At 73.9% G+C, this 26927-nt stretch carries 15 protein-coding genes and 1 pseudogene; 15 read left to right on the forward strand and 1 reads right to left on the reverse strand.

Features of this window, described 5'->3' with window-relative positions; all coding sequences use genetic code 11:
* Positions 1–32 precede the first annotated feature (32 nt).
* From ACFTZC_RS20925 to ACFTZC_RS20960, 8 genes and pseudogenes are all read left to right on the forward strand, one after another.
* Positions 33–530 (forward strand): annotated as a pseudogene (locus ACFTZC_RS20925) (DUF6099 family protein); the annotation flags it as partial.
* 296 nt (positions 531–826) lie between these two features.
* Complete coding sequence (locus ACFTZC_RS20930; protein ID WP_382891813.1) at positions 827–1750, forward strand: LLM class F420-dependent oxidoreductase; 924 nt, start codon at positions 827–829, stop codon at positions 1748–1750.
* A gap of 31 nt (positions 1751–1781) precedes the next feature.
* Positions 1782–2684, forward strand: a complete 903-nt coding sequence (gene mmuM, locus ACFTZC_RS20935; RefSeq protein ID WP_382891815.1) for a homocysteine S-methyltransferase — start codon at positions 1782–1784, stop codon at positions 2682–2684.
* Between the two features lie 137 nt (positions 2685–2821).
* Positions 2822–4315 carry a 3' terminal RNA ribose 2'-O-methyltransferase Hen1 gene (locus tag ACFTZC_RS20940; protein WP_382891817.1) on the forward strand — a complete coding sequence of 498 codons (1494 nt, stop codon included), beginning with the start codon at positions 2822–2824 and terminating at the stop codon, positions 4313–4315.
* Between the two features lie 107 nt (positions 4316–4422).
* Positions 4423–6987: a polynucleotide kinase-phosphatase gene (locus ACFTZC_RS20945; protein WP_382891865.1), complete on the forward strand. Its 2565-nt coding sequence runs from the start codon at positions 4423–4425 to the stop codon at positions 6985–6987.
* A gap of 332 nt (positions 6988–7319) precedes the next feature.
* Positions 7320–8051, forward strand: a complete 732-nt coding sequence (locus tag ACFTZC_RS20950; protein ID WP_382891867.1) for a Crp/Fnr family transcriptional regulator — start codon at positions 7320–7322, stop codon at positions 8049–8051.
* 65 nt (positions 8052–8116) lie between these two features.
* Positions 8117–8944 (forward strand): hypothetical protein, encoded by an 828-nt coding sequence (locus ACFTZC_RS20955; protein ID WP_382891819.1) that lies wholly within the window; start codon positions 8117–8119, stop codon positions 8942–8944.
* A complete protein-coding gene (locus ACFTZC_RS20960) occupies positions 8941–11289 on the forward strand; it encodes a hypothetical protein (protein ID WP_382891821.1) in 2349 nt (782 codons plus the stop codon). The genes ACFTZC_RS20955 and ACFTZC_RS20960 overlap by 4 nt, the downstream gene beginning before the upstream one ends.
* A 5-nt stretch (positions 11290–11294) precedes the next feature.
* Here ACFTZC_RS20960 and ACFTZC_RS20965 read toward each other — a convergent pair whose 3' ends face one another.
* A complete protein-coding gene (locus ACFTZC_RS20965; protein ID WP_382891823.1) occupies positions 11295–11537 on the reverse strand; it encodes a hypothetical protein in 243 nt (80 codons plus the stop codon).
* Between the two features lie 27 nt (positions 11538–11564).
* Between ACFTZC_RS20965 and ACFTZC_RS20970 the strand changes: the two genes are divergently transcribed.
* The 7 genes from ACFTZC_RS20970 to ACFTZC_RS21000 are packed head-to-tail and all read left to right on the forward strand — an operon-like array spanning position 11565 to position 26926.
* On the forward strand, positions 11565–12947 hold the full coding sequence (locus tag ACFTZC_RS20970) for a hypothetical protein (RefSeq protein ID WP_382891825.1): 1383 nt from the start codon (positions 11565–11567) through the stop codon (positions 12945–12947).
* Complete coding sequence (locus ACFTZC_RS20975) at positions 12944–13450, forward strand: Pycsar system effector family protein (RefSeq protein ID WP_382891827.1); 507 nt, start codon at positions 12944–12946, stop codon at positions 13448–13450. The genes ACFTZC_RS20970 and ACFTZC_RS20975 overlap by 4 nt, the downstream gene beginning before the upstream one ends.
* 12 nt (positions 13451–13462) lie before the next feature.
* Positions 13463–15955: a VWA domain-containing protein gene (locus tag ACFTZC_RS20980; protein WP_382891829.1), complete on the forward strand. Its 2493-nt coding sequence runs from the start codon at positions 13463–13465 to the stop codon at positions 15953–15955.
* Between the two features lie 57 nt (positions 15956–16012).
* The gene (locus ACFTZC_RS20985) at positions 16013–19720 is read left to right on the forward strand and encodes a tubulin-like doman-containing protein (protein ID WP_382891831.1); all 3708 of its coding nucleotides are present in this window, start codon (positions 16013–16015) and stop codon (positions 19718–19720) included.
* A complete protein-coding gene (locus tag ACFTZC_RS20990) occupies positions 19717–22380 on the forward strand; it encodes a hypothetical protein (RefSeq protein ID WP_382891832.1) in 2664 nt (887 codons plus the stop codon). Before ACFTZC_RS20985 ends, ACFTZC_RS20990 begins: the two co-directional genes overlap by 4 nt.
* On the forward strand, positions 22377–24596 hold the full coding sequence (locus tag ACFTZC_RS20995) for a hypothetical protein (RefSeq protein ID WP_382891834.1): 2220 nt from the start codon (positions 22377–22379) through the stop codon (positions 24594–24596). The genes ACFTZC_RS20990 and ACFTZC_RS20995 overlap by 4 nt, the downstream gene beginning before the upstream one ends.
* On the forward strand, positions 24596–26926 hold the full coding sequence (locus tag ACFTZC_RS21000; RefSeq protein WP_382891836.1) for a hypothetical protein: 2331 nt from the start codon (positions 24596–24598) through the stop codon (positions 26924–26926). Before ACFTZC_RS20995 ends, ACFTZC_RS21000 begins: the two co-directional genes overlap by 1 nt.
* Position 26927 lies beyond the last annotated feature (1 nt).

Genomic DNA, 26927 nt, shown 5'->3' on the forward strand with positions numbered 1-26927 from the left:
GGGCAGGATTCTCGTGGGAGTGGGGAGTGCGGATGGATGCGGAACGGCTCATCGCTGTGAGCCGGCATGCCCTGGCGGCGAGCGCGGAGGAAATGGACGTCGTCGCGGAGGCATGGCAGGCACAGGCCCTCGCTCAGGCGATCGGGCATCAGCTGGCGTTGAGAGGGCCGAAGGAGCTGCGCGGGGAGGCGCGGGATCTGCGCGATCTCCCGGATCTGTACGGGGCGGGCGGGGGCGGCGGTGTTCCGCCGGACATACCGGGGCTCGGCGCCGGAGCGATACGGGCGCTGCAGCTGTCCGGGGTGCGGGACGTGCGGGAGACGCTGACCGGACTCGGCGCGTTATTGGGCGACGTGGGCATCGCGCTGGTCGCGGTGGCGTGTGCGACGGACGAGGAGGGGCTGTACTGGCAGTGCATAGAGGCGATCGACGCGGCGGACGAGTCGAACGACCGGGTGGGTGGGATGCTGCGGCGCCTCCTCACGCAGGAGCGTGAGAGGGAACGGGAAAGGGAGCGGGAGCGGGACCGGGAGGAGGAGCGGGTGTGGCCGAGCGAATGGCGGCGCGAGCGGGGGTGGGACGGGATGCCGGTCGGCGGCCGTGACCGGGGCCGGGCCGCCGGGGACCGCCTTCCCGAACGGGTCGGGGACCATCTGCCGGACCGGGTCGGGGAGCGTGGCGCGGATCACGGCGGCGATCACCGGCGGGAGCGCGGCAGAGGGCGCGGCAGGGAGGAGGCGGCCGACTCACCGGTGGGACCCCTCTGACCGGGCGGTTCGACAGGGCGGGTCGGAGCGGCACCCGCGCGAAGGTGCAGGATGGAGCCATGGATCTGCGCATCTTCACCGAGCCCCAGCAAGGGGCGAGCTACGACACACTGCTGACCGTGGCCAAGGCCACCGAAGATCTCGGCTTTGACGCGTTCTTCCGGTCCGATCATTTTCTGCGGATGGGTTCCGTGGACGGTCTCCCCGGGCCGACGGACGCCTGGATCACCTTGGCGGGGCTGGCCCGGGAGACCAAGCGGATCCGGCTGGGCACCCTGATGACCGCCGGGACGTTCCGCCTCCCGGGCGTGCTGGCCATCCAGGTCGCCCAGGTCGACCAGATGTCCGGCGGCCGGGTCGAACTGGGCCTGGGCGCGGGCTGGTTCGAGGAGGAGCACAAGGCGTACGGAATCCCGTTCCCGAAGGAGAAGTTCGCCCGGCTGGAGGAGCAGCTGGCCATCGTCACGGGGCTGTGGGCCACCGAGACCGGCAAGACCTTCTCGTACGACGGCACGTTTTACCAGCTCACCGACTCGCCCGCGCTGCCCAAGCCCGCGCAGCGCAAGGTGCCGGTGCTGATCGGCGGACTCGGCGCGACGCGCACCCCGCGGCTCGCCGCGCAGTACGCCGACGAGTTCAACATGCCGTTCGCCTCGATCGAGGACACCGAGCGGCAGTTCGGCCGGGTGCGGGACGCGGCCGAGCAGGCCGGGCGCGCGGCGGACGAGCTCGTGTACTCCAACGCACTGATCGTCTGCGTGGGCAAGGACGACGCGGAGGTGGCCCGCCGGGCCGCCGCTATCGGCCGGGAGGTGGAGGAGCTGAAGGCGAACGGGCTGGCGGGCTCGCCCGCCGAGGTGGTCGACAAGATCGGACGGTACGCCGCCGTCGGATCCTCGCGGATCTACCTCCAGGTGATGGATCTCGACGATCTCGACCACCTGGAGCTGATCTCCTCGCAGATCCAGTCGCAGCTGAGCTGAACCGTCCGGGAACCGGAGTACGGGAGCCACCGTGAAGCCCGCCCGCGCACTCGCCGCCGCCCTCGCCGAGGGGACCGTCGTCCTCGACGGAGGTCTCTCCAACCAGCTCACGGCGCAGGGGTGCGATCTGTCCGGCGAGCTGTGGTCGGCGAGGCTCCTCGCCGAGGCCCCCGAACAGATCGAGGCCGCCCACACGGCGTATGTGCGCGCGGGCGCCCAGGTGCTCATCACGGCGAGCTACCAGGCGACGTACGAGGGGTTCGCCCGCCGCGGGGTGGGCCGGGACGAGGCGGGCGCGCTGCTGGCCCGCAGCGTGGAGCTGGCGCGCGCCGCGGCCGGGACGGGGCCGCGGGAGGTGTGGGTGGCCGCCTCGGTCGGCCCGTACGGCGCGATGCTCGCGGACGGCAGCGAATACCGCGGGCGGTACGGGCTCTCCGTGGCGGAGCTGGAGCGCTTCCACCGGCCGAGGATCGAGGCCCTCGCCGCGGCCGGTCCCGATGTGCTCGCGCTGGAGACCGTGCCGGACTCCGACGAGGCGGCGGCACTGCTGCGCGCCGTCGACGGATGCGGGGTGCCGGTGTGGCTCTCGTACTCCGTCGCGGGTGAGCGCACCCGGGCGGGCGAACCGCTGGCCGACGCCTTCACCCTGGCGGCGGGGAACGCCTCGGTGATCGCGGTCGGCGTCAACTGCTGCGATCCCGGGGACGCGGACCGTGCCGTGGAGATCGCCGCGGAGGTGACGGGCAAGCCCGTCGTCGTCTACCCGAACAGCGGTGAGGAGTGGGACGCGGTGGCGCGGGACTGGCGCGGGGAGCCCACGTTCGACCCGTCCCGGGTGCGTTCCTGGCGGGCGGCGGGCGCGCGGCTGGTGGGCGGCTGCTGCCGGGTCGGCCCGGCCGAGATCACCGGACTCGCCGCTCTCGTCGGCCGCTGACGGCGTCCGGGTGGGGACGGCGTCCGGGCGGCGCGCCGGCAGGACGGGGCGCCGGTAGGACGGGGGCTTCGGCCGGGCGGGGCGCCGGTCGGGAAAACCCGTCGTGACGAGGGGCCGGGCGGGCCATACTCGACCAGGTGTTCCTGACGATCAGTACCACCGGTACCCCAGAGCGCCCCGCGACCGACCTCGGGTTTCTGCTGCACAAACATCCCGACCGGGCGCAGTCGTTCTCCACGTCCCACGGCACCGCCCAGGTGCTCTACCCCGAGGCGTCCGCCGAGCGCTGCACGGCGGCGCTGCTGCTGGAGGTCGATCCGGTGGCCCTGGTCCGGCGCGGCAAGGGGAAGGGCCGGGGCGGCGCCCCCGACACGGCGCTCGCCCAGTACGTCAACGACCGCCCCTACGCGGCCTCCTCACTGCTGGCGGTCGCGCTGTCCACGGTGTTCAGGAGCGCGCTGCGCGGCGTCTGCGCCGCGCGGCCCGAGCGCGCCGCGAGCCCGCTGCCGCTGCGGATCGAGATCCCCGCGGTGCCCGCGCGGGGCGGCGCCGAACTGGTCGGCAAGCTCTTCGGACCGCTGGGCTGGGCCTCGGTGGAGGCACACCCCGTGGCGCTGGACGAGCGGTTCCCGCAGTGGGGCGACTCCCGTTACGTACAGCTCGTCCTGGAGGGCGAACTGCGGCTCGCCGACGCGCTGCGCCAGCTCTATGTGCTGCTGCCCGTGCTCGACGACGCCAAGCACTACTGGGTCGCGCCCGACGAGGTGGACAAGCTCCTGCGGGCGGGCGAGGGGTGGCTGGCCGACCACCCGGAGCAGAAGCTGATCACCAGCCGCTACCTCTCCCGCCGCTGGGGTCTGACCCGGGAGGCCATGAACCGGCTCGAACTGGTCAGGCTCGCCGAGGCCGACGACATCGAGGTCGAGGCGCTCGACAACGCGGTCGAGGCGGAGGCCCCCGCCGACACCGTCGACGAGACGGGGAAGCCGCCCTCGCTCGCCGAGCTGCGGTGCGCCGCGATCCTGGCCGCCCTGCGCGACGCGGGCGCGAGCACGGTGCTCGACCTCGGCTGCGGACAGGGCCGGCTCGTCCAGGCGCTGCTGAAGGACGCGCGGTTCACCCGGATCGTGGGCGTGGACGTCTCCGTACGGGCGCTGACGGTGGCCGCGCGCCGGCTCAAGCTGGACCGGATGGGGGAGCGCCAGGCCGAGCGCGTCTCGCTGGTCCAGGGCGCGCTCACGTACACCGACAAGCGGCTCACGGGCTACGACGCGGCCGTGCTGAGCGAGGTCGTGGAGCATGTCGACCCGCCGCGGCTGCCCGCCCTGGAGTACGCGGTGTTCGGCGCGGCCCGGCCGCGCACGGTCGTCGTCACCACCCCCAACGCCGAGTACAACGTGCGCTGGGAGACCCTTCCCGCCGGGCAGGTGCGCCACAGCGACCACCGCTTCGAGTGGACGCGGGCGGAGTTCCACGCCTGGGCCGGGGAAGTGGCGCGGCGCCATGGCTACGGGGTGACGTACACGGCGGTCGGGGACGACGACCCGGAGGTGGGACCGCCCACGCAGATGGCGGTCTTCGTCGAGCAGGCGAAGGACGAGAGGGACGAGAGGGAGGGGAAGGGCCGATGACCCGCGACCAGGAGAACGCGGTCGACCGCGCGAACGCGGCTGGGAACGAGAACGCGGGTGAGTACGGGAACGCGGGCGACCGCGTGAGGGCGGGCGCGGACGAGAACATGAGCGGCGGTGGGAGCGTGACCGGTTCCGAGGCCCGCGCGGCCCGGCGCCTCCCCGTGCCCGACCTCTCCCTCGTGGTGCTGATCGGGGCGAGCGGATCCGGCAAGTCCACCTTCGCCCGTACCCGGTTCAAGCCCACCGAGGTCGTCTCCTCGGACTTCTGCCGTGGCCTGGTCGCCGACGACGAGAACGACCAGAGCGCGAGCGGCGACGCCTTCGACGTGCTCCACTACATCGTCGGCAAGCGCCTCGCGGCCGGCCGGCTCACCGTCGTCGACGCCACGAACGTGCAGACGGAGAGCCGCAGGGAGCTGGTACGGCTCGCCCGCGAGCACGACGTGCTGCCCGTCGCGATCGTTCTCGACCTGCCCGAAGAGGTGTGCGCCACGCGCAACGCCGCCCGCCCCGAGCGGGCCTCGATGCCCCGCCGGGTGATCAGGCGCCACCGCGGCGAGCTGCGCCGCTCGCTGCGCGGCCTGGAGCGCGAGGGCTTCCGCAAGGTGCACGTCCTGCGCGGCGAACGGGAGGTGGAGGCGGCCCAGATCGTCCTCGAACGCCGGTACAACGACCTCCGCCACCTCACCGGCCCCTTCGACATCATCGGGGACGTCCACGGCTGCCGCTCGGAGCTGGAGACCCTGCTCGGCCGGCTCGGTTACGTCGACGGGGTCCACCCACGCGGGCGTACGGCGGTCTTCGTCGGCGACCTCGTCGACCGGGGCCCGGACAGCCCCGGAGTGCTGCGCCGGGTGATGGGCATGGTCGAGGCGGGCAGCGCCCTGTGCGTCGCCGGCAATCACGAGAACAAGCTCGGACGCCTGCTCAAGGGCAGAAAGGTCCAGCTCACCCACGGACTCGCCGAGACGGCCGAGCAACTGGACCGGGAGGACGACGCCTTCCGCGCGAAGGTCGGGGAGTTCATCGACGGGCTCATCAGCCACTACGTGCTGGACGGCGGAAAGCTGGTGGTCTGCCACGCCGGGCTGCCCGAGAAGTACCACGGGCGCACCTCGGGCCGGGTCCGCTCGCACGCCCTGTACGGCGACACCACGGGCGAGACCGACGCGTTCGGGCTGCCGGTGCGCTACCCGTGGGCCGAGGACTACCGGGGCCGCGCGGCCGTCGTCTACGGCCACACCCCCGTACCGAACACCTCGTGGCTCAACAACACCCTCTGCCTGGACACCGGAGCGGTCTTCGGCGGCAGGATGACCGCGCTGCGCTGGCCCGAGCGCGAACTGGTCGACGTACCGGCCGAGCGGGTCTGGTACGAGCCGGCCAAGCCGCTCACCACCGAGGCGCCCGGCGGCCGGGAGGGCCGCCCCCTGGACCTCGCCGACGTGCACGGCCGGCGGATCGTGGAGACACGCCACATGGCGCGCCTCGCGGTGCGCGAGGAGAACGCGGCGGCGGCCCTGGAGGTCATGAGCCGCTTCGCGATCGACCCGCGGCTGCTCGCCTATCTGCCGCCCACCATGGCGCCGACCGCCGTCTCGCACGAGGAGGGCTTCCTGGAACACCCGGCCGAGGCGTTCGCGCAGTACGCGGCGGACGGCGTCGCGCGGGTCGTGTGCGAGGAGAAGCACATGGGTTCCCGCGCGGTGGCGCTGGTCTGTGCGAGCGAGGCGGTGGCCGAGGCGCGGTTCGGGGTGCGCGGAGCCACGGGCGCGCTGCACACCCGTACCGGACGACCGTTCTTCGACGACCCCGCGGTCACCGAGGAGATCCTCGGACGGCTGCGGACCGCCGTGACCGCCGCGGGACTCTGGCGGGAACTGGACACGGACTGGCTCCTGCTGGACGCCGAACTGATGCCCTGGTCGCTGAAGGCGACCGGCCTGCTGCGCACCCAGTACGCGGCCGTGGGCGCCGCGGCGGGCGCGGCGTTCCCCGCGGTCACCCGCGCCCTCGAAGCCGCCGTGTCCCGGGGCGTACCGGCGGCCGGTCTGCTGGCCGCGCAGCGCGAACGGGCGGCCGACGCCGCCGCGTTCACCGAGGCGTACCGGCGGTACTGCTGGACGACGGAGGGTCTGGACGGTGTGCGTCTGGCGCCGTTCCAGCTGCTCGCCGCGCGGGGCCGCAACCTCGCCGGTGTTCCGCACGACCGTCAGCTGGCCTGGCTGGACCGGCTGGTCGAGCACGACCCGGCCGGGCTGCTCCAGGTCACCCGGCGGCTGCTGGTCGACACGGGCGACGCGGACTCGGTGCGCGCCGGGGTGGACTGGTGGCTGGAGATGACGGAACGGGGCGGCGAGGGCATGGTCGTCAAGCCGCTCCAGGCGCTGGTGAAGGACGCGAAGGGGCGGCTGCTGCAGCCGGGGATCAAGGTCCGCGGCCGTGAGTACCTGCGGATCATCTACGGTCCCGAGTACACCCGGCCGGAGAATCTGGCGCGGCTGCGCGGCCGGTACCTCGGCCACAAGCGCTCGCTGGCGCTCCGGGAGTACGCCCTCGGCCTGGAGGCGCTCGACCGGCTGGCCGACGGCGAACCGCTGTGGCGGATCCACGAAGCGGTCTTCGCGGTCCTGGCCCTGGAGTCGGAACCGGTGGACCCAAGGCTCTGACCTGCCGAGGAGCAGGTTTTCCACAGGTGCGGGGAGGCGCTGTCAGTGCCTCCCCGTACGGTGTTTTCCAGGCACGGGGACGAACGTGTGTACCACGTCCGCCGTCGTCCTGAAATCGATCCTGCCATTTCGCACGTAACAGGAGGTTCCGAGGAGCATCATGGTCGAGTTGACGGCGCTGTGACGAGGTCCTAACGTTTCGTCACCACCCGTTGACCGGCAGTCAAAAGTTTTACCAGCACGGCTGGTTGGCGCATAACCGGCGCACGGGGCGAACGGCTGTGTCCAGTGTGACGGCTGTTCGGAACGCGCACATTCTCACGGGGGTGAGTATGAGTCTTATCGAGCGCAACCGTTCCTTTCTCGACGCCCTCACTCCTCAGGACCGTGCCGCCCTGCTCGCCCTCGGCACGCACCGGGCCTACGCCCCGGGCGAGGTGATGCTCAGGGAGCGGGACACGACGACCTTCGTACTCGCCCTGCGCTCGGGCTGGTCCGTGGTCTCCGTCGACACCGACCGGGGAGCCCGGCTCATCCTCGCGCTGCGCGGGGCGGGTGAAGTGGTCGGCGACATGGCCGCGTTCGACCAGGGGCCGCGCAGCGCGACCGTCACCGCGCTCGGCCGCGTGGAGGCCACGGCCGTCTCCGGCGAGCGGTTCCGCAGCTTCCTCGCCGCGCGCCCGCACGCCACCTCACTGATCATGCGTCAGCTCAGCGCCCGGCTGCGCAGCGCCGACGTCGAACGCCGCTCGCTGGCCTCCGGCTCCGTCCTGCAACGCCTCGCGGCCCGACTGGTCGAGCTGACCGAGCGGGTAGGACGCCCCGGCGGCGACGGCACCGTGGTCGAACTGCCGCTGCCCCAGCACGACCTGGCGGCGGCGATCGGCGCCACCAGGGAGGCCGTCGCCAAGGCGCTGCGCCTGCTGCGGGAGCAGGACGTCGTACGGACGGGCACCCGGCGGCTCACGGTCACGGACATACAGGTGCTGCGGCTGCTCGCCGACGGGCGGCAGTCGCAGCGGCCTCGGGCGGAACGGCCGGAGAAAACTCCTCCGGCTGTGTAAACGGCTACATCGCCCGCCGCGTTTCGCGGCGAGGCTTGTTCTGTCACCACGGCACAGGGGGAGCAGTGAGCAGTGTGGGAGCGGTCAGCAGACTGGTGGTCTTCGGCGACGCCTGCGGTTCGGGCCGGCTGGGGATGGCGGCCAAGAAGCGGATGCGGAACGCCCTGTACGGCGCGTTCGACGAGGCGTTCGCCGCAGTGGACATCGACCCCCGCGGTCTGCACCAGGAGGACCGCGGGGACGGCATCCTCACCGCGCTCGACCCGGGCACCCCGTCGTCCCTGATGGTCGGGGGCTGGCTCGAAACGCTGTACCAGTACCTGCGCGAGCACAACGAGGGCAGCGCGCAGCGGCTGCGGCTGCGGATCGGGATGAACGCGGGGCCCGTGCTCGACGACGGCAGGGGGCTGGTGGGCCGTGCCGTGGACCTGGCCTGCCGGCTCTGCGACAGCCCGACGGCGAAGCGGGTCATGGAGGATGCCCCGGGCTCCGACCTGCTGCTGATCGTCTCCGACTGGCTGTACGTGAACGTGGTGGCGGAAGGCGGGCGCCAGGTGGAGCCCGAGCACTACGTACGCTCACGCGTCCGTTTCAAGGAGACGGACGAGACCGCCTGGTTACACATCCCGCGGTTATCCGCGTCCGCGCTCTCCGGCCTGGCCGGGACGTCCGGAGGGCCCGGCCAGGGCCCGCACCCGGACGACGACGGGGGCGCGGCGCCGCAACAGACCGGCGGTGGGCCGACACCGGGGGACGGCCCACCGCCTCCTTCCGCGGGGAGGAGCATCTCCGTCCAGGGGGACTTCCAGCACTTCGAGAACAACGTGATCCACGGCTTCACCGGATTCGACAAGCGGCGGGGACCGGCCTCCGGGCCGGGTGAGCCCGCGTGAGCGACCAGGACGAGACGCCGGACGCACCGGATCCCCAGGACGCCGCCGAGGACCGGTCGCCCGAGAAGAACGCGGCCGACCAGAAGAAGGCCGACAGGCCCGAGAAGGGCGCGGACCGGCGGGCCCCGGGCGACGGCCAGGAGCCTCCCGAGTCCAACCCCTTCGACCAGGCGGGCCGTAATCCGCTCGGCGCCTCGGGCGGTACGGGCGGCTCCGGTACGGCGCACGCCGCCCTCCAGACCTTCGCGGCCGGCAAGACGGGGCGCGCCATCGGCTTCGGCGCGGACGGCCAGTACTACGAAGGCAACACCTTCATCAACCAGCTCGGCGTCGGCGGCGGACACGCCATGGTCCAGGGCCCCGTCCCGGCCGAGGAGCTGACCCGCCTCGCCGGTGTGTACTGCGAGGCTCCGGGCTACGAGGAGATGGCGCAGCGGCTCCGCGAGCGCGGCCTGCTGGTCCTCTGCGGAGAACACAACAGCGGCCGTACGGCGACGGGGCTCTCCCTGCTCGCGGGCGTCGCCGACGACAAGGTGACCCGGCTCGACCCCGGGGTCAAGGTCCATGAGATCGAGGAGATCCGGCCGGGCCACGGCCATCTCCTGAAGATCGAGTCCGAGGACACCGGGTGGCAGGAGCCGGAGCGGGCCGACGGCCGGAGCAGGCCCCGTGTCCGGCGGGCCGGACCGACCGAGCTCCACCTCGACGGCCTGCGCAGCAAACTCGTCAAGGCGGGCGCCTTCGCCGTGCTCCTCGTCGAGAACGGCGAGCTGGCCGACCGGCTGCTGCGCGGCCGGTACGGAGTGGCCTGCCCGGCACCGCCCTGGGAGACGGTCCTCCGCCAGCACCTCCGGGTGCTTCTGGCGGACGCGCCCGACGGCGCCCTGGACGAGGCCCTGGCGCTGGCCGACGGCGACGACGTCATCGAAACCCTCGGCCTGGACGAGCTGCGGCCGGGCGAGAGCGCGCGGCTCGCCGGCCATCTCGCCCGCCGCCAGAGCGGCGAGCTGACGCACCGCCGGCTGCTCGCCGCCTGCTCGACCTTCGTCGACGCGCAGGCCAGGGACTGGTTCGCGGGCGCGGACCGGCCCGGCACCCTGCCCGAGGCGCTGCCCACCCTGAGCGCCGCCGCCTTCCGTATCGCCGTCGCCGTGTTCAACGGCTCGCCGTACAGCCTCACCGCGGAGGCGGGCGAACAGCTCGCCTGGGAGCTGGCGGTCACGCTCGACCCCGAGACCCCCGTGGGCCGCAGGCTCTTCGGCACCCACGCGGAGGCCCGGCCGGTCGCAGCCCGGGCCGTGCTCCAGGACGGCGAGCTGGACCTCGGCGACGCCCAGGTGCCGGTACAGGCCGTCCGCTTCCAGGGCGAGGCCCTCGCGACGGCGGTCCTGAGGGAGGTCTGGCACGGCTACCACAATGTGCGCGGCCCTCTCGTTCGCTGGCTGCGCGCCCTGTGCGACGACCCCCGGCCCGTCCTGTGGGTCCGGGCCTCCATCGCGGCCGGAGTGCTCTGCTCCTGGGACCTGCCCTACGGCTCCGGCGAGCTGCTCGTGCCCATGGCCGCCTCCGACAGCCCCGTGCAGCGGATGTCGGCGGCGACCGCGCTGGCGGAGGCCGCGCGCGAGCCGTCCGTACAGCCCGCGGTGGCCGCCCTGCTCAAGGAGTGGGCGAAGAGCAGCCACGAGGAACTGCTGACCACCGCGGTCCTCGCGCACGGCTACGGAATGGCGGCCGGTTCCGTCGCGGCGTCGCTCGACGCCCTCGCCAAGGTGGCGGTCCGCGCCCACGACGACACCGACGCCGCCCATGACACGGACGTCCTGTCCAACGCGTCGTTCAGCGTGACCCGGCTGCTGGCGGGACCCGAGCCGGCGGCCGTCGTCCACCGTCTCGACGCGTGGCTCCGCGACACCCGGCGGGGCCCCGCCGACCTCGCCCTGCTCACCGTGATCGGCGCCCTGCGCACCCGCACGACCTTCCTGTGGGGCCTCCAGGACATGCCCGAACTCCAGGCACGCGGCAAGAGGATGCTGCTCTCCGCCCTGCTGGAGACCGAGCCCGGACTGACCGGGCGGCTGGCCTCGCTGGTCCGGCGCACCCTGGCCACGCCGCGCGCCGGCGCCGCGGCCCAGGACTCCCTCGCCCTGCTGCTGCGCCAGGCCGCCGGGGACGCGCAGCAGCTGGAGGCCGTCTGCGCCTTCCTGGTCCGGCTGGCCGAGGGGCGCAGGGACCGCGACCGGCTGCGCCACCTGCTGGCGCGGCTGGTCAAGGACCCCGACGAACCGTTGGACAAGACCGCGGCGCGCACGATGTGGGACGCGGTGGGAGAGGGGGCCGCGGCATGAGCCCGTCACCGTACGAGGAGCGACCCGCACAGGGGAACCGGGAACAGCAGTACGCGCAGTGGCTGCACGAGGAGCGGCCGCGCCCACCCGAGGGCGAACAACGCGCGGGCGGACAACGCGCAGGCGAGCAGCGGTACGGCGAACGGCGCGACGGCGGACAGCGGCAGGGAGAGCAGCGGTACGGCGAGCAACGCGACGGCGGACAGCGGTACGGCGAGCGGCGGTACGGGGAGCGGCGTCCCGAGCACGGGGCACCGGAGCGGGGAGGTGCGGTGGTGACGAGCCGGCCGGCGGACGACGACGAGACGGTGGAGCAGTACAAGGACGGCGCCGTGGGCCCGCTGCTGCGTGAGCGCAGGCCGCCCTACCGGCAGGAGAGCGGCCAGATCGCCGCCGTACTCCTGTACCGGAACGGCGGGTACAGCGTGGTGTGGCCCGACCGCCCCCGTGACGACCACGACAGACCCAGACTCCGCACCCCGTACACCGTGTTCGAGGTCCTGCTCGGCCGGAACGTGACCTCGTTCGAACTGGCGCTGCCCGCCGCGGGCGACGCCCAGTTCTTCGACGCGCGCGCCGAGGTGCACTGGGAGGTCGAGGAGCCGTACGCGGTCGTCATGAAGCGCGTGTGGGACGTCGGCGAACTGCTCCACGGCGAACTCCTCGCCATGCTACGCCAGGTCTCCCGCCGCTTCCGGCTCACGGACGCGCAGCGCGTCGACGAGGCGGTCCAGGAGGAACTGGCCAGGGGGCGCATCGATCTGGGCCGCGATCTCGGACTGCGGCTGCGCATCCATGTGTTCATCGACCTGAGCGACCCGGTCAGGCAGCGCAAGGGCGAGCGCGACGACATCGACTTCGACATGTCGAGGGACGAGATGCGGGCCGAGGCCGACCGCCGCAAGGAGGCGAGGGAGCGCCGGCTCGTCAGCGAGCGCGCCGCCGAACTCGAAGCGGTGCTCCGCCGCGGCCAGGAGGCCGAGATCATTCACTTCATGGCGCGCAACCCCGCCAAGGAGTGGGAGATCCGCGAGGCCATCCGGCAGGAGAAGCGCGAGGGACAGACCGACCTCATCAACCTCTTCAACCGGCTGCTCGACACCGGGCATCTCGAACGCCACGACATCGGCGACCAGATGTTCGAAACGCTGCGGCTGCTCCGCGAGAGCGGGGGAGCGGTGATCGGAGGTGTCTCGGACCAACTGCTGCTCGGACAAGGGCCGAGGCGGGAGCTGGAGGAGGGCCGGAGCGCCCGCCGCCGGCGCGAGGAGCCGCCCAACGGCCGGGTGGACGACTGGGACGCCTTCGACGACGACGGACGCGGCGACGGGCGGAGCGAGGGGCCGAGGGACGGACGCGACACCGGGCCGAGGGACGGACGCGGCACCGGGCCGAGGGACGGACGCGACGACGGGCGGAACGGCGGACGCGGCGGTCGTCGCGACGACCGGGAGTACGACCACGGGGACGACCGCGGCGAGCCGGAGCGGCCCCCGTGGGACGACGAACCGCGGGTCTACCGGCCGACCAGGGTCGAGTCGTCCGCGGAACGCGACCGCGACGCGCGCCGGGAGCGCGCCGACCGGGAGGACGAGCGCGGCAGCGCGCGGCGCGGCTCCAGGCCCAGCGCCGACTTCGACGACTGGGGGGACGAATGAGCAGCGGAGTCCCGGCCGCACGGCCGGAGGGCCCCGACACCACCGAGGTCAGGTATCTGGCCGAGCGCCTGGTCGTGTCGGTCCGCGAGGACATCGCCAGGGCCGACACGAAAGCCGCGATCCTGCTCTCCGGGGCCATCGCCTTCTGCGCGGTCGCCTTCACCAAGGACGGCTTGCACCAGCCCCTCTCCCCGCTGAGGCTCGCCCTGCTCACCGCGGGCGGAGTCCTCTGCGTGGCCGGACTGCTGATGCTCATAGCGGTCGTTCTGCCCCGCACCCGGATAGGGGCGCGGGACACCTTTCTGAACGACCTCCTCGCCGGTACCCCCTCCGACGAACTGCTGGCCAGGCTGAACACGACAGGCGAGGACGTCGTGGGCTGGCTGCTGAGCCAGGCGACCGTGCACGCCGCGGTCCTGGCCGCCAAGTACCGCTGGCTGCGCATGGGGGGCTGCTCCCTGATGCTCGGCGCGGTGCTGGTCCTACTGAGTGAGCTGGGGTGAGGGACGGTGCACATGAGAATCACATCGCGTGCGACGCGAGAGGCCGGAGCGAGACGCCTGGCCGGAGTCCTGCTGGCCCTGGCCGGCCTGATCGCCGTCACCGGCGCGGCCCCGGGCCATGCCACCGGCGCGCCCGGCCGGACCGGTGCGGTGACCGAAGGGGCTGACCCGATCGACTTCGCCGTCGTCGTCGACCAGTCGGACAGCCTCTCCCAAGAGGACCTGGACCGCGAGGTGGAGGCCGCGGCGCTGATCGCCCAAGGCGAGATCTCGGACCGCTCACGCGCCACGGTCATCGGCTTCGGCAGCTCCGAGAAGCACGGTCAGACCCCGGTCACCGAGGTGTGCCCGCCGACCGTCGTCGACTCCTCGGGGCGCTCGTATCTGAACGGCTGCGTCAAGAAGCTCTCCCGCCGCGACGCCCGCATGGGCCCGGGCACCGACTTCCCGGCCGCGCTGCGCCAGGCGCTGACCCGGCTCACCCAGGACGACAGGACCGGCACCCCGAAGGTGATCTTCCTGCTCACCGACGGCAAGCTCGACGTCCGCGACAGCCCGGAGTACGGCGCCGACGCGGCGAGCCGCCAGTCCGACGCCGCCCGCCAGCTCGGCGAACAGCTCGCCCGCGCCCGCGAGGAGTCCGTGCAGATCTGGCCGCTCGGCTTCGGCGACGCCATCGACCGGGACGCCCTCAAGGAGATGGCCGAGGGCGGCTTCCGCAACGGCTGCGCGGAACTGCCCTCGGCCGCACCCCGGATGAGGGTGGTCGGCAGCGCCGCCGGGATCGACAAGGCACTCCAGGAGACCTTCGCCGCCGCCCGCTGCGCCCAGGTCGTCCAGGGCACGGAGGGCAAGCCGCCCGCCGACCTGTACGTGACCATCCCCAAGATCGCCACGGACGGGTCGATCACCGTCAGCAAGCACGACCCGAAGGTCAGCGCGACCTACTACGACCCGCGCGGCCGGAAGGTCCGCACCGACGGCTCGTTCGACGGCTCGACCTTCGAGATCACCGGTCAGAGCGGCCCGGTCGAGGCGTTGCGGGTGAAGAATCCGCGCCCCGGCCGCTGGCGGGTCCATCTGGAGGCGCCGGAAGGACACCGGGAGCGGGTCGTCGCCGTACGGGCCATCTGGCAGGGCCGGCTGCGCTCCTCCGTCATCCTCGACCCCGCCTCCCCCCGCCCCGGCGAGAAGACGACCGTCGAGGTGCGGATGCAGACCCGGCGGGGTGTCGTCATCGACGATCCGGACGAGGTGAAGGGCATCACGGTCGCGGCCCGGCTCACGGGCAGCGGCTTCGAACCCGTTTCCGTGCCGCTCAAGGACGACGGCAGGGCACCGGACACGAAGGCGGCGGACGTCCGGTTCACCGGGACGCTGACCGTGCCGTCCACCGCCGACGGCGATCTCGCCCTGACCGCCGAGATGTCGGCGCCGGGCGTCACGAGTGACCACCGGCCGTTCAACGCGCGGATCACCTCGGGCCCCCCGCCGGTGACCGCCGCGCTGACCGTCGAGCGGGCCACCGTGCACCCGGGCGGGAGCGTCACGGGCCTGCTGAAGGTGGACAACAAGAGCAAGGAGACGCGCACCTTGCAGCTGGCCCTCGCCGATCAGCCGCCCGGCGCGGAGCTGACGGTCAGCCCCGCCCAGGTGGAGGTCGCGGCGGGGGAAGGAAGGAGCGTTCCCTTCCGGGTCGGCATCGGATCCGGTACCGCGCCCGGCGAGATCGCCGCCCGGGTCACGGTCACCGACACCGTTGACGGCGGCCGGGTCCTGGACAACACGTTCCTGGAGATCGGCGTCGACCCCGTACCCACCTGGTGGGACCGCTGGTGGTGGGCGGTCGCCGCAGCGGGCGCGCTGGCGCTGGCCCTCGCCGTGTTCGCGGCGGTGCGGTACGTGGCGCAGCGCCGCCGCCGCGATCTCGCGGGCGTGAAGCTGGAGCTGCGCGGCGAGGGCGTCCGCCCGGACGAGCTGACCGTGCGGGCGGGGCAGAGTCCCGGCGGGGAGTTCCACTTCGTGGTGGACCGAGCCCGGGGCGCGGCGCCTTCGCTCCAGCGCTGCGGCCCGGGCACGGCGTCCTCGTACCGGCTGCGGCGCACCCCTTCGGGGGAGTTCCTGCTCAAGCCGCCGCAGGGCCGGGAGCGCGCCCTGCGGCCCGAGGAGGCCGCCGCGCTGGGTGACGGATTCGAAGTCGTCGTCCACGACCGGCGGGCGGCCACCGGCCACGGACGTGGCGCCCGGGACCGGAACGGGCCGCGCACGAGGAGCGAGCGGGACCGCGCGCGAGGCCGTACGCGGGACAGGCGGGACAGGCGGGATGCGAGGGATACGAGGGATACGCGTGACCGGAGCGGTGACGGCGACCGGGACGGGGCCCGGGTCAGACCGCCCCGCCCCTCCTCGGGGGGAGAGGGCGGAGCGCCGGGCGACGGCGGAGGCTCACCCTCCGGGGGTGGCGAACGGAGGGCGGGCGCGAGCCGGTTCGACCCGAATTTCTGAGTTCTGAGTGACGACGGGCCGTCGTCGTGACCCGGCGACGGCCCTACGGGAGACGACATGAAGATCTATCAGCCCATGCTGTTCGTCGGTCTGGGTGGCACCGGCGGCAGAATCGGCGCCGAGCTGGAACGCGGCCTGCGCCGGGAGCTGTGCGGCCCCGACGGTACGAAACTGGTGTCGGACGGCCGGCGTGCCCCGTTCCAGCTTCCGGACTGCCTCCAGTTCGTGTACGCCGACTTCAGCGAGTCCGAGCTGAACCGGCTGCCGCATCTCAGCGCGAAGGGCACCGAGGCGGGCGCGTACGCGCGTACCGCGCGGGTGGTCCACGACCTGCTGCCGGCCAACTACGACAGTTCGCCCGAGGTGACCCGCATGCTGCGGGTCGCCCTGCACGACGAGACCCACGACTGGCTGCCGCCCCAGGACCGGCAGCCGCGCGTGGCGCCGCTGCACAACGGCGCGGGACAGCTCCCCACGGTGGGCCGGGCCGCGCTCTTCGCGACCCTGCGCAGCGGCCTGGAGCCGGTCCTGCGTCAGCTGCGCGCCGCCATCGGCACGATCTCCGGCTCGGCGGGCGATCTGCGGGAGATGGGGGGCCGGCAGATCCGCGGCTGCGACGTGTTCGTGGCGTTCTCCGTGGCGGGCGGTACCGGCGCGGGGATCTTCTACGACTTCCTCCACCTCATCGGGCACGAGTTCCGCAAGTCCAAGGTGCCGGGGGTGAAGATCTATCCGCTGGTGGTCATGCCGTCCGCGTTCCCGCCGGAGGCGGGCGGCGGCCGGGAGGCGGAGCTGAACTCGGCCCGCGCGCTGGTGGACCTCTCCCGGCTGGTCGACGACCAGAACGTACCCAACGCGCAGGCCGACTTCGGCGACGTCGAACAGCGCGGCACGCTCAGCGTCCGCTACCCCGGCGACGGCCACGTCGCCCTGCGCCCCTCGACCGTACAGACCGCGTTCCTCTTCAGCCGTCCTTCCGGCATCCGGCCCGAGGACCTGCGCCGGTCGATCACCGCCATGGTGCTGTCACTCATCGGCACGGAGCTGGGCGACGACACCACCCAGGGGCGCACGGAGGGCGATCACCAGTCGTTCGCCGCCGGGTTCGTCAACAAGAGCGTGGAGCGCTCCACCCCGTCCCGCTCCGGAATCGGCTACCGGGGCATGTCCACGAGCCTGGCCGCCTCCCTCACCGTCCCCGTCGACGACCTCGCGGAGATCGTGGCGGGACGGCTGCTGGCCCAGGCCGTACGCGGCATGGCCGAGGACGCCCGGCGCCCCGACGAGGACGGCACCCAGCTCGTCAGGGACCTCTTCGACCGGTCCGGCATCGGACGGCTCTGGACCCGTGAGGCGCCCGAGGTGCCCGCGCCCGACCCGCTGCCCAAGGGCAGCAAGGCGATCGCCCAGGCGCTGCGGGACCGGATCGGCGACATGGAGGACGGCCTCGGCCGCCTCGACCGGGAGCTGGACCGGGAGATTCCGCGGCTGGTGGAGGACTTCAAACCGGGCACCGGGGCCCGCGAACTGCTCGGCCTGCTCGGCCCGTTCCGGCTGGAGCGGGTGCTGTCCGGGCTGCCGGGCCACCCGCAGCGGCCGGCCGAGGCGGGTTTCGCCGGGATGCTGGACAACCGCAAGAACGACCCGGAGCGCCCCGAGGGCGTCGAGCCCTCCGCGCCGCCGATTCCCCGGATCAAGGGCTCCGTGGCCGGTATGGTCCCGGCCCGCTGGGGCGACCCCGACGTGCAGGACGCGCTGGAGGAGCAGGACGCGTGGTACCGCTGGCGGGCCAACCGGCAGTGGCACCGCGGCTGGAAGGAGCACGAGTCCCGCTGGCGCCCGCCGCTGATGCGCTCCATGAAGGAGGTCACCGAGCTGGTCCGGGCGCTGCGCGCGCACGAGGAGGACGAGCGCAAGCTGTTCGCGGAACGCCGCAAGGAGCTGTACCGCGACGACCGGACGGGCGTGTCGTACCTGCTGCCCCCGCAGAACAATCTCCGGGCCTTCTACGACGACGTCTTCGACCGGCTGGCCCAGCACGAGAGCCTGCCGGAGAACGCGGACGCGGCCGGGCTGCTGAGCAGGCTGGTCCAGCCCGAGGACTGGCAGCGCGCCCTGGACGCGGTACGCCGCTCCCCGCGTGCCGCGGTCAAGGAGGTCAAGCAGGTCGTGGAGCGGCGCGTCAAGGCGCTGTTCGGCGAGGCGAGCGTGCTCGACGACCGCCCGCTGCTGCCCTCCCTCGGCGTACTGCTGCGCGCGGCGGCGGGCGACGAGGACGCGGTGGCCACGGTCGACGGCCGCTGGCTGGAGCAGTTCAAGTCACAGCTCGCCGGGCTGCTGCCGGTCGGCTTCACCCCGGACGGCAGCGGCCCGCTGAAGGTGCTCATCGTGCACCCGCAGAGCGAGGCGGACGGGCGGGCCGCGCGCTACCTCCAGCAGGAGCTGAACCTGCCGAGGGACCCCGGCACCGCACCGGAGTTCCGGGCCGTGGAGGCGGAGGCCATCACGGTGGTGCTCTTCCGCAGCGGCATGAGCCTCACCGACGTCTCCGAGGTCCGGCACTCGCTGCGGCTGTGGGCGGAGGCGCGTGACGCGACCGGCGGGGACGACTTCCTGCACTGGAGACAGCGCCTCGGCTACCGCGACGACTGGCTGGCCAGTACGGAGGAGGACCGCCGGCGCATCCTGCACCGGCTGCTCTGCGCGATGTGGAACGACCGCGTCGACATCGAGGGGGACCCCGCCTCGCCCGACCTGATCCGTATCCGGCTCCAGGACGGCGACTCCGCGACGATGACGCTGCGGCTGGACTCCTTCGACGGAAACGTGTCGAGCTGGGCGGGGCTGCTGCGCGCGTACGAGCAGTGGGCCCTGCTGGACGAGGGGCAGATCATCGAGGACTTCTGCGACCGGCTGATGCGGACCCAGCCCACCGGCCTCTCGACCACGCCCGTCCCGCCCTCCCGCCTCTTCCGCAAGCTGGTCCACGAGGTGGCGCCCCGCCAACTGGCGCTGCTGAACGAGCTGTCGGGGCGGTTCGCGGCGGAGGACGAGGAGTGGCTCGTACCGCTGCGGGACTTCTGGGAGCACACTTTCGCCGGCGCGCTCGATCTGCGCTTCCCGGGCGCGCAGCGGCCGATCAAGCCCACGCTGCGCGCGCTGGACCAGCGCCACACCCAGGGCCCGGGGGCCGGCCGGGCAACCCCCGCCAGGGCCAACGGCCACCGCCGCGAGGAGGACCCGAGGATCGTCCGGCCGCGCCGCGAGGAGCCACCGCGCCGAGAGGAACCCCCGCGTCGCGAGGAGCCGACCCGGCACGACGGTGACTCCCGGTACGACGGCGAATCGCGGTACGACGACGATCCGCGGTACGACGACAGGCGGAGCGAGCCGCCGCGGTACGACGACCCGCCGTACGGGGAGCCTCGTTACGAACGGCCCCGGCGCCCGGAATCCCGGTACGAGGAGCCGCGGTACGAAGAGCCGCGGTACGAGGAGCCCGGAGATTCGCGGTACGACGAGCCCGAAGAGAAGGAGTCCCGGTACGAGGAGCCCCGGTACGAGGAGACCTCCCGGTACCGGGGGCGGGAGCCGAGGTCCGACGAGCGCGGGGGACCGGCGGACGCGGGGCGCGGGGCCGACCCGTGGGACGACGGCGAGTGGGGGGACGGCGCCCCCGACGACACCGACGCCCCCGACCGGAGCGATGTGGGACGGGGCATGTCGCGCCGGCGCGACGACGGACAGGAGGGGACCCGGCTGTGATCACGGACCGACTCCAGGACGGGGTGGTCTGCCTCGACCTGCGCCACCGCGGCGACCCGGCCGACGCCCCCGACGCCCTCCACGGCGAGGTGGACGACGCTCTGGCGCGCACGCGGCAGTCGGACGTACGGCGCTTCCTCGTCCTCGACGACGCCGCCGAACTCGTCGCGCACCAGCTCCTCTACGAACGGCTCTACGCGTACGGCCCGGCCCAGGTGCTCTGTCTGGCGCAGGGCGGCGGGGGCGACCGCGCCCTGCGCCGCCCGCACGCCCTGAGCCCGCCGTCCGCCGGGGTGCTGTGGATCCCCGACGTGTTCGCCGGGGCGGGCGGCCGGGACGGCGGGCCCGTACCGCTCCCCGAGGAGGCCGACGAGGCGCTGCGCCCCCTGGTCGAACTGCTGGCGGACGCCTCCCTCTTCGACACCGTCCTCGGCGAACTGGGCGAGGTGCTGCACAGCGTCGCGGTGCCCGCCGCCCAGGTTCTTGAGCACGACCTGACGGAGGAGGCCAGGACCCGCGCCTGGCGGCGGACGCTGGAGAACCTGGCGGGCCAGGACATCCCGGCGCCCGTCCTCGTCACCGAGGGCTCTCCGGGCGCGGGTGCGGCCACCCGGTCGGGCACGCGTCCGGGGACGGCCTCGAAGGGGCCGGGCTCCGGCGGGAGCGACTCCGTCCCCGCCGGGCTGGCCCGCTTCCTCGGCGACATGCCGGCCGGGACCCTGGCCGACGGCTCCTGTCTGGTGCCCGGCGGACCGGCCGAGGAGGCGCGGCGCGCCTGCGACCGGGCGTTACGCGACGCCGAGGACGGATACGAACTGGTGCGCCGCCCCACCTCCCTGTTCACCCCGCCGGCCCGCGCCGTGGATCTGCCCGAGCGGCTCGAAGCGCTCTCCGACGCGCTCGGCACGTACCGCGACACCGTGGCGGGCGCCCTCACCGACGGCGGCGGTGACCGGCTGCGGCCCGATCAGCGCGCCCGTCTCCTCAAGCGGGGCATCCAGCTGCCCGAACTCCCCGAGGCGCCCCGCGCCGACGTCGGACCCGGCCTGCGTACGTACACCGAGCGGCTGCTGGCGTACGGGCTGCCGCTGCGCTCCGTCGCCGCCCGGCTCGCCGCGCTCTCCGACCTGTCCGCCCCGGCGGGCAGCGCGGCGCGGCTGGCCCGGCTCGACGAGATCTGTCCCGGCCGCCGCGTGGCGGAGCTGGCCGTGCCGCCTCCGTTCACCCTGCGGGGCTCGCGCTTCGCCCACGCGGCGCCGGTGTTCCTGCTGGCGTTCGCCGCCGGGCTGTGGCCGCTGCTCGGCTGGGCGCTGGGCCCGCCGGCGGGGTTCGCCGCGGCGGCCCTGACCCTGCTCATGGTGCGGCGCAGGCCCAGCCGCTCCTACGACGGCCGGCTCGACGGCGGCGGCAGCACCCGCTCCGGGAGCCGGCTGGTCGCGGGCCTGGTGGGCGGCGGCGCCGGCGCGCTGACCGGGCAGTTGCTCGATCTGCCGCGCTGGGCGGGGGCGGCCGGGCTGGTCGTGGCCCTCCTCGCGCTCGGGCTGCTCGTGGCCCGGGACTGGACGGCGGCCGTCGACGCGTGGTGGCGGGACACGGAGACGGAGTTCGCGGCGGACGCCCTCGACGCCGTCGACGCGCTGCTCACCGAGACCGTGGTGCAGGACTGGCTCTTCGCCGAGGCCCGCTACCACTGCTCGGACGGGGCGCGCGCGGTCTCCCTGATGGTGCGGAGCCTCGCCGAGACGGTCGAGGACCGGCTGATGACCGCCGCGTCCCCGGCCGCCCGGGACCGGGCCGGGCACGCGGGCGGTTCCCCGGCGTACCCCACGGCCCACGGCGCCACCGCCGACGGCGCCCGGGCCCGTACCGGACACGACCGCACCGGACAGGCCCCATCCGGACAGGAGCGCTCCGGACACGACCGTTCCGGCCCGCAGCCGGGCGACGCCTGGAACTGGGACAGCTGGGGCGACAGTTCGGCCGACGACGGCTGGTCGGGCAGCCTGACGGGGACGCAGCCGGCGGCCCCGCCGGAGTACGAACTCCCCGAGGACCCCTGGCAGCCCGCCGCCCCGGCCGACCCGCCCTGGCTGGAGCGGGAGTGGGGCGATGGCGGGCCCGCCCTCGTCGACACGCTCCTCGACGACCTCGCCCACGGTGTCCGGGGGATCCTCGCCGGACGGTGGGCCGCCGTCGAGCGCGACCCGGCCGAGGCGGGCCGGATCTCCCTGCGCGCCCCGCTCCTCGACGTGCTCGACGAGGAGCACACCGTCCTGCGGCGCGACGGCGCCACCTCCGCGCCGCACTTCGCCCGCGACCCCGAACTGCGCCCGGGGGCCGCGGAACTGCTGGGTGTGGCCGCCGACCACGCGGCCCGGCTGGTCGCCACCGCCGACGGGACGGACGACGCGGTGCCGCTCTGCGCCGCCGCGGACCGCCGGATGCTCTCCAAGGACCCGGCGGGGGTACGGCAGGTCAGATTCGCCCCCGAGGCGATGCGCCGGGGCACCGAAGCGGACCCCGCGCAGGACGGCGGGGCCGGGGCGGGCGAGGACGTGGTGTGGACACCGGGCGGGCGGCACGCGGGCGTGCTGCGGCTCGTTCCGCTGCGCGGAGAGATCGTCAGGACCGTCCGGGCCGAGCAGGGGGACGCGCCATGATCACCGGCAACGACGGCACGAGGAAGGACCACGACCCCACCACGGGCCACCCCGGCCGGGCACCCCGCGACCACGGAGCCAACTCCGCCGGTAGCGGGGCCGACGGCGGTACGGGGGCGGACGCCGACTCCGTGGAGCTGGACTTCCTCACCCACAGCGGTGAGCCGGTCCGCTTCGCCGCCCGGTTCCACGCCGACCTCAGGACGCCCGGGGCCGCGCCCCTGTTGGCCCGTCCCGTCACCCTCGGCGAGGGGTGGCGCGTCCTCCAGTACCGGCTGCCGCTCGGCGCGCAGAGCGACCCCGCCGCGTACAGCGCGCTGGAGCGGCAGGTGAGCGCCGGGGTCGCGATGGAGCGGCGGTACGGCTCCGAGCGGTATGGCGAGGTCTTCACCCGCATGGTCGGCTTCGACCTGGAGGCGTCGGAGCCCTTCGTCCTCTACCGCGTCCCGGACGGCGAGCCGATCGCCCGCCGCCAGGGCATGCTCACGGTCGAGGAGCAGGGCAAGGTGATCGCGCAACTCGTCCTCGCCGTACACCTGCTGGAGGAGGTGGGACTGGTCCACCGGGCCATCACCCCGTACACCGTCCGCTGGGACGGGACGCATGTCCGGCTCGCCGAGCCGGGCGCGGCCCTCCGCGCAGACGAGCCCCGGGAGGCCTACGGCGCCGCGCCCTGGGCCTCGCCCGAACAGCGCGAGGGCACCGGCAGGGCCGACTCCAGGGACGACCTGTGGTCCGTCGCCCAGCTCGTCTACTTCCTGCTGTCCGGGCGCCAGGGACCGGGCTCCGGACCCCCCGCCGACCTCGGGGAGTTCCGCAGACTCGCGGCGCTCCACCAGGGCGGGGCGTTCGCCCCCCGCGCCGACCAGCGCCCCGCGGCGGGCGAGCTGATGCGGCTCCTGAACGTCCCCGACCCGCTCGCCCACGCACCCGGCGGCCCCGACGTACTCAGCAGGGCCCGCGCCGAGTTCGACGTCCAGCGCGCCAAGAAGCGCCAGGAGACCGGGCGGGACGACCCGCCGGCGGAACTGGCCGAGGACCGCACGTACTACGAGTCGCCGCCGCCGCGCCGCACCCTGCGCTCCTGGCTGACCGGCACCGCCCCGGTCCCGCCGCCCCGCCCCGCCGAAGAGGCGCCGCGCCCCGCGCAGCCGCTGCGCCGCCCCACGCTCTGCCCGCACTGCCTGCTCCCGGTCTCCTTCGACCAGAGCCGGCTCGTCACCCTCGACTCCAAGAAGGTGGCCAAGCCGCTGGACCTCAGCGCGGAGCGGCGCCCCATGCACTACCAGGACGCGCTGCGCCAGGCGTACCAGGCCTGCCCGCACGCCCCGGCGGGTGCGCCGCACTACCTGCCCGTCCCCTACCTCAACAGCGGCGAACCGCTCACCATCGCCCTCGTGGGCAGCTCCGCTGCGGGCAAGACCCATCTGCTCGCCGCGATGCTCGGCGAGATCGAGCAGGGCGGCCTCGAACCGTACGGACTGAAGTGCCTGCCCCTCAACCCGGACACCCACCGGGAGTTCCTCCAGGAACGGGTCCAGCGGCTGCACCGCGGAAAGGTGCTCGAATCCACCGGGCACGCCTCCTTCGCGCACTTCACCGACGGACTGCTGGTCACCGGAGCCGACGGCACCCGGCCCGTCGTCTTCTTCGACCTCGCGGGCGAGGACCTCGCGCAGAACGGCGAGGTGACCAGCTTCCTCATGGGGGTGGGCGCCTTCATCTTCGTCCTCGATCCGCTGCGCGCCCTGCGGCTGCCGTCGCTCGACCCGGTCCGCGCGCGCACCAGGCTCCAGCAGCGCGACCTGGGCGACGAGGCGTTCACCACCGTCCTCAACCGGATCCCGCGGCTCGGCTCCTACATCGAGGCGCCCGCGGCCGTCGCCCTCAACAAGAGCGACCTGATCCGCTTCGACCCGTCCGCCGACCGCTGGCTGAGCCGGGCCCTGCCGGCCGAACTGGACGAGGAGACCCTGCGCGCGGAGAGCCGTGACGCCTACGCGTTCGTCGCCCACCACGGCAGCCCCGCCTGGCTGAAGCCGTTCGACGACTGCGCGCGCTGCACGCTCCACTTCGTGGCGGCGACCGGGGCGCAGGAACGCGGTGACGTCTACCCCCACGGCGTCCGACCGCGACGCGTCCTGGCACCGCTGTTGTCGATCTTCGCCATGTGCGGGCTCCTCCCCGGAGCGGAACTGAGAGAGGTGGGCACCTGATGGCCCTGATCGCCCGTCAGGAGGATCTGGTGGACCAGATCGTCTTCCGCTGGGACACCGAGAACAGCCTCGGTACGACCGGATTCGGCCCGGTGGCCTGGTCCTGCGACCGGGACACCGCCGAGACCCTGTTCAACAGCGCCGCGCCGCTGCTGCGCACCACGGCCTCGGAGACGGTCCCGGCCCTGGTCAGGCTGGAGCGGCGGGGACAGGCACTGCTCGTCCGCCGGGCCCCCGTGCTCGACCCCGACGGACACTCGGGCGCCGTGTGCCACGCGCTGTACGGGTCGGCCGACACCCTCGACCCCGAGACCTGTCTCGGGCTGCACCACTGGGCGTGGGAGGGCGGCGGACTGCCGCTGGGCGAGGTCAGGGGAGCGCTGGAGCAGGTGCGCGTGGCGGAGCTGCTGGCGTCGGCCGAGGACGGCCGGCGCGTACTGCTCGCCGGGTTACCGGAGCTGGCGGAGCCCCTGACCACGATGGCCGCGGAGCTGCTCCGCCACCGGGACCAGGGGTTCACGGTGCTGGACCGGCAGGGCGGCGACGGCCCCTGCCGGATGCTGTGGGGGCTGTACGGCATCTTCAGCGGGGTGTTCGATGGGTGGACGTTCGCGACGCACGACACGGTCGAGACCCCGGCGACCCGCTTCGTCTTCGTCCGGCGCTGGCCGGGCCCGGCCCCGCAGTCCACCGAGCGGCTGCGTACGGATCCCGGGGAGCGGACCGACGACCGGGCCCAGGCGCTGGCCGCCGGGCTGGTCGACCAGTACCTGCGCCGCGTCGGGCGGGGCGAGGGCGAGGAGTACGAGGTGGCCGCGGCGCTGGCGGCGGCCTCGGGCCCGCGACAGCCGGGCGCCCGCGGCTCGCTCCTCGACACGGCGGAGGAAGCGCTCGTACGGCTGACGGAACGACAGCCGCGCGGGAGAGAGCGGGATCTGAGGGAACGGGACTCCAGGGAAAGGGACCCGAGGGAACGGGACCCCGGGGAGGGGGACCCCGGGGAGCGGGACCTGAGGGAGCGGGACCCGTACGCGGAGCGCCCGCCGTCCCCGCCACGGGTGCCGTACGACCGGCACCACCCCGACCGGTACGGCGACGGCGCCCGTCACGGCGACCCGTACGGGGACCCGTACGGTGACCGGCGCGGCGCCCACTCCGACGACCGTTACGCGCCGCCCGTACGCCAGGCGCCCGAGCCACGACGGCAGGGACGCCGGATGTTCCGGCCCGTTCCCCCGGAGTGGCCGGTCGCGCCGGAATCGGCCGGGTTCTTCACGTCCCGCCGGAGCCGGAAGATCACCGTCCAACTCGACCATCTCCTGGCCGTGCTGCACACCTTCCACGAGCCGAACGCCTCGTCGCGCAATGTCAGGGACGCCCTGCGCGGCAGCGGCAACAAGAGTCTGGTGGCCGCCATGGAGGAGGAGGGCCTGCACTACGCGGCGGTCACGGTCCTGGTGAAGGAGATCGCCACCCGGTACGGCGACTGGCCCAGGGACAGACGCCACGAACTGTGCCAGGCCGTGCTCAGGAGGGAGCTGTTCGTGGGCGGCCGGCCGTGGCCGGCCGCCGTGGGCCTGCCGTCCCGCGAGACCCGCGCGGCCAACGCCGCCGCGCTGTACGGCTGGGCGGTCGGACCGTTCGCGGGCCTGAACCCGGTGCGGGTCCGGCTCCTCGAACTGCTGCCCCGGCTGAGCTGTGACGCCGGCGGCGCGGGCCGGGCCGCGGTCGAACAGATCCTGGAGGGCGAGAAGGCCCCGGGACTGGGCAAGGAGGTCTGGCTGGCGATCGTCCGGGCCGGCTGGCGCGACGGCGGCCCCTCCCCGGCGGCGCCGTCACCGCCCACGCCGCCCGGTACACCCGCGTTACCCACCCCGCGACCGCCGTACGGGACCGCCCCCGGATCCGGGCCCGGTCCCGCCACCGGATCCGTCACCACGGCCGGCCCCGGCCGTGGACCCGGCCCTGTCCCTGGCTCGTCGGCGACCCCGCACCGGACCTCGACCCCACCCCCATCACCCTCCCCACCACCATCACCCTTCCCGCCGCCACCACCACCGGCAGCACCGCCACCAGCACCGCCACCAGGGGCGCCCCCGCTCCCTCCGCTCCCGCCGCGCCAGGAGAGCTCCCCCGGCGCCCCCCGAAGCGGCGGCGCTCCCCTCCTCCGCTCCCTCGGCCGCTTCTTCGGGATCGGGGCGGACGCCGCGGCGGACGGCGGCGGGCGCGAGTCCGGGCGGAGACCGTCGGACGGCAGGATCTTCGTGGCCGCCCTGGTTGTCTTCCTTGTCGTGGTCGTGCCGTATCTGGTGATAGAGATGTCCAGCTGAT

It is taken from the genome of Streptomyces sp. NPDC056987, from assembly GCF_042673865.1.
Classification (GTDB): Bacteria; Actinomycetota; Actinomycetes; order Streptomycetales; family Streptomycetaceae; genus Streptomyces.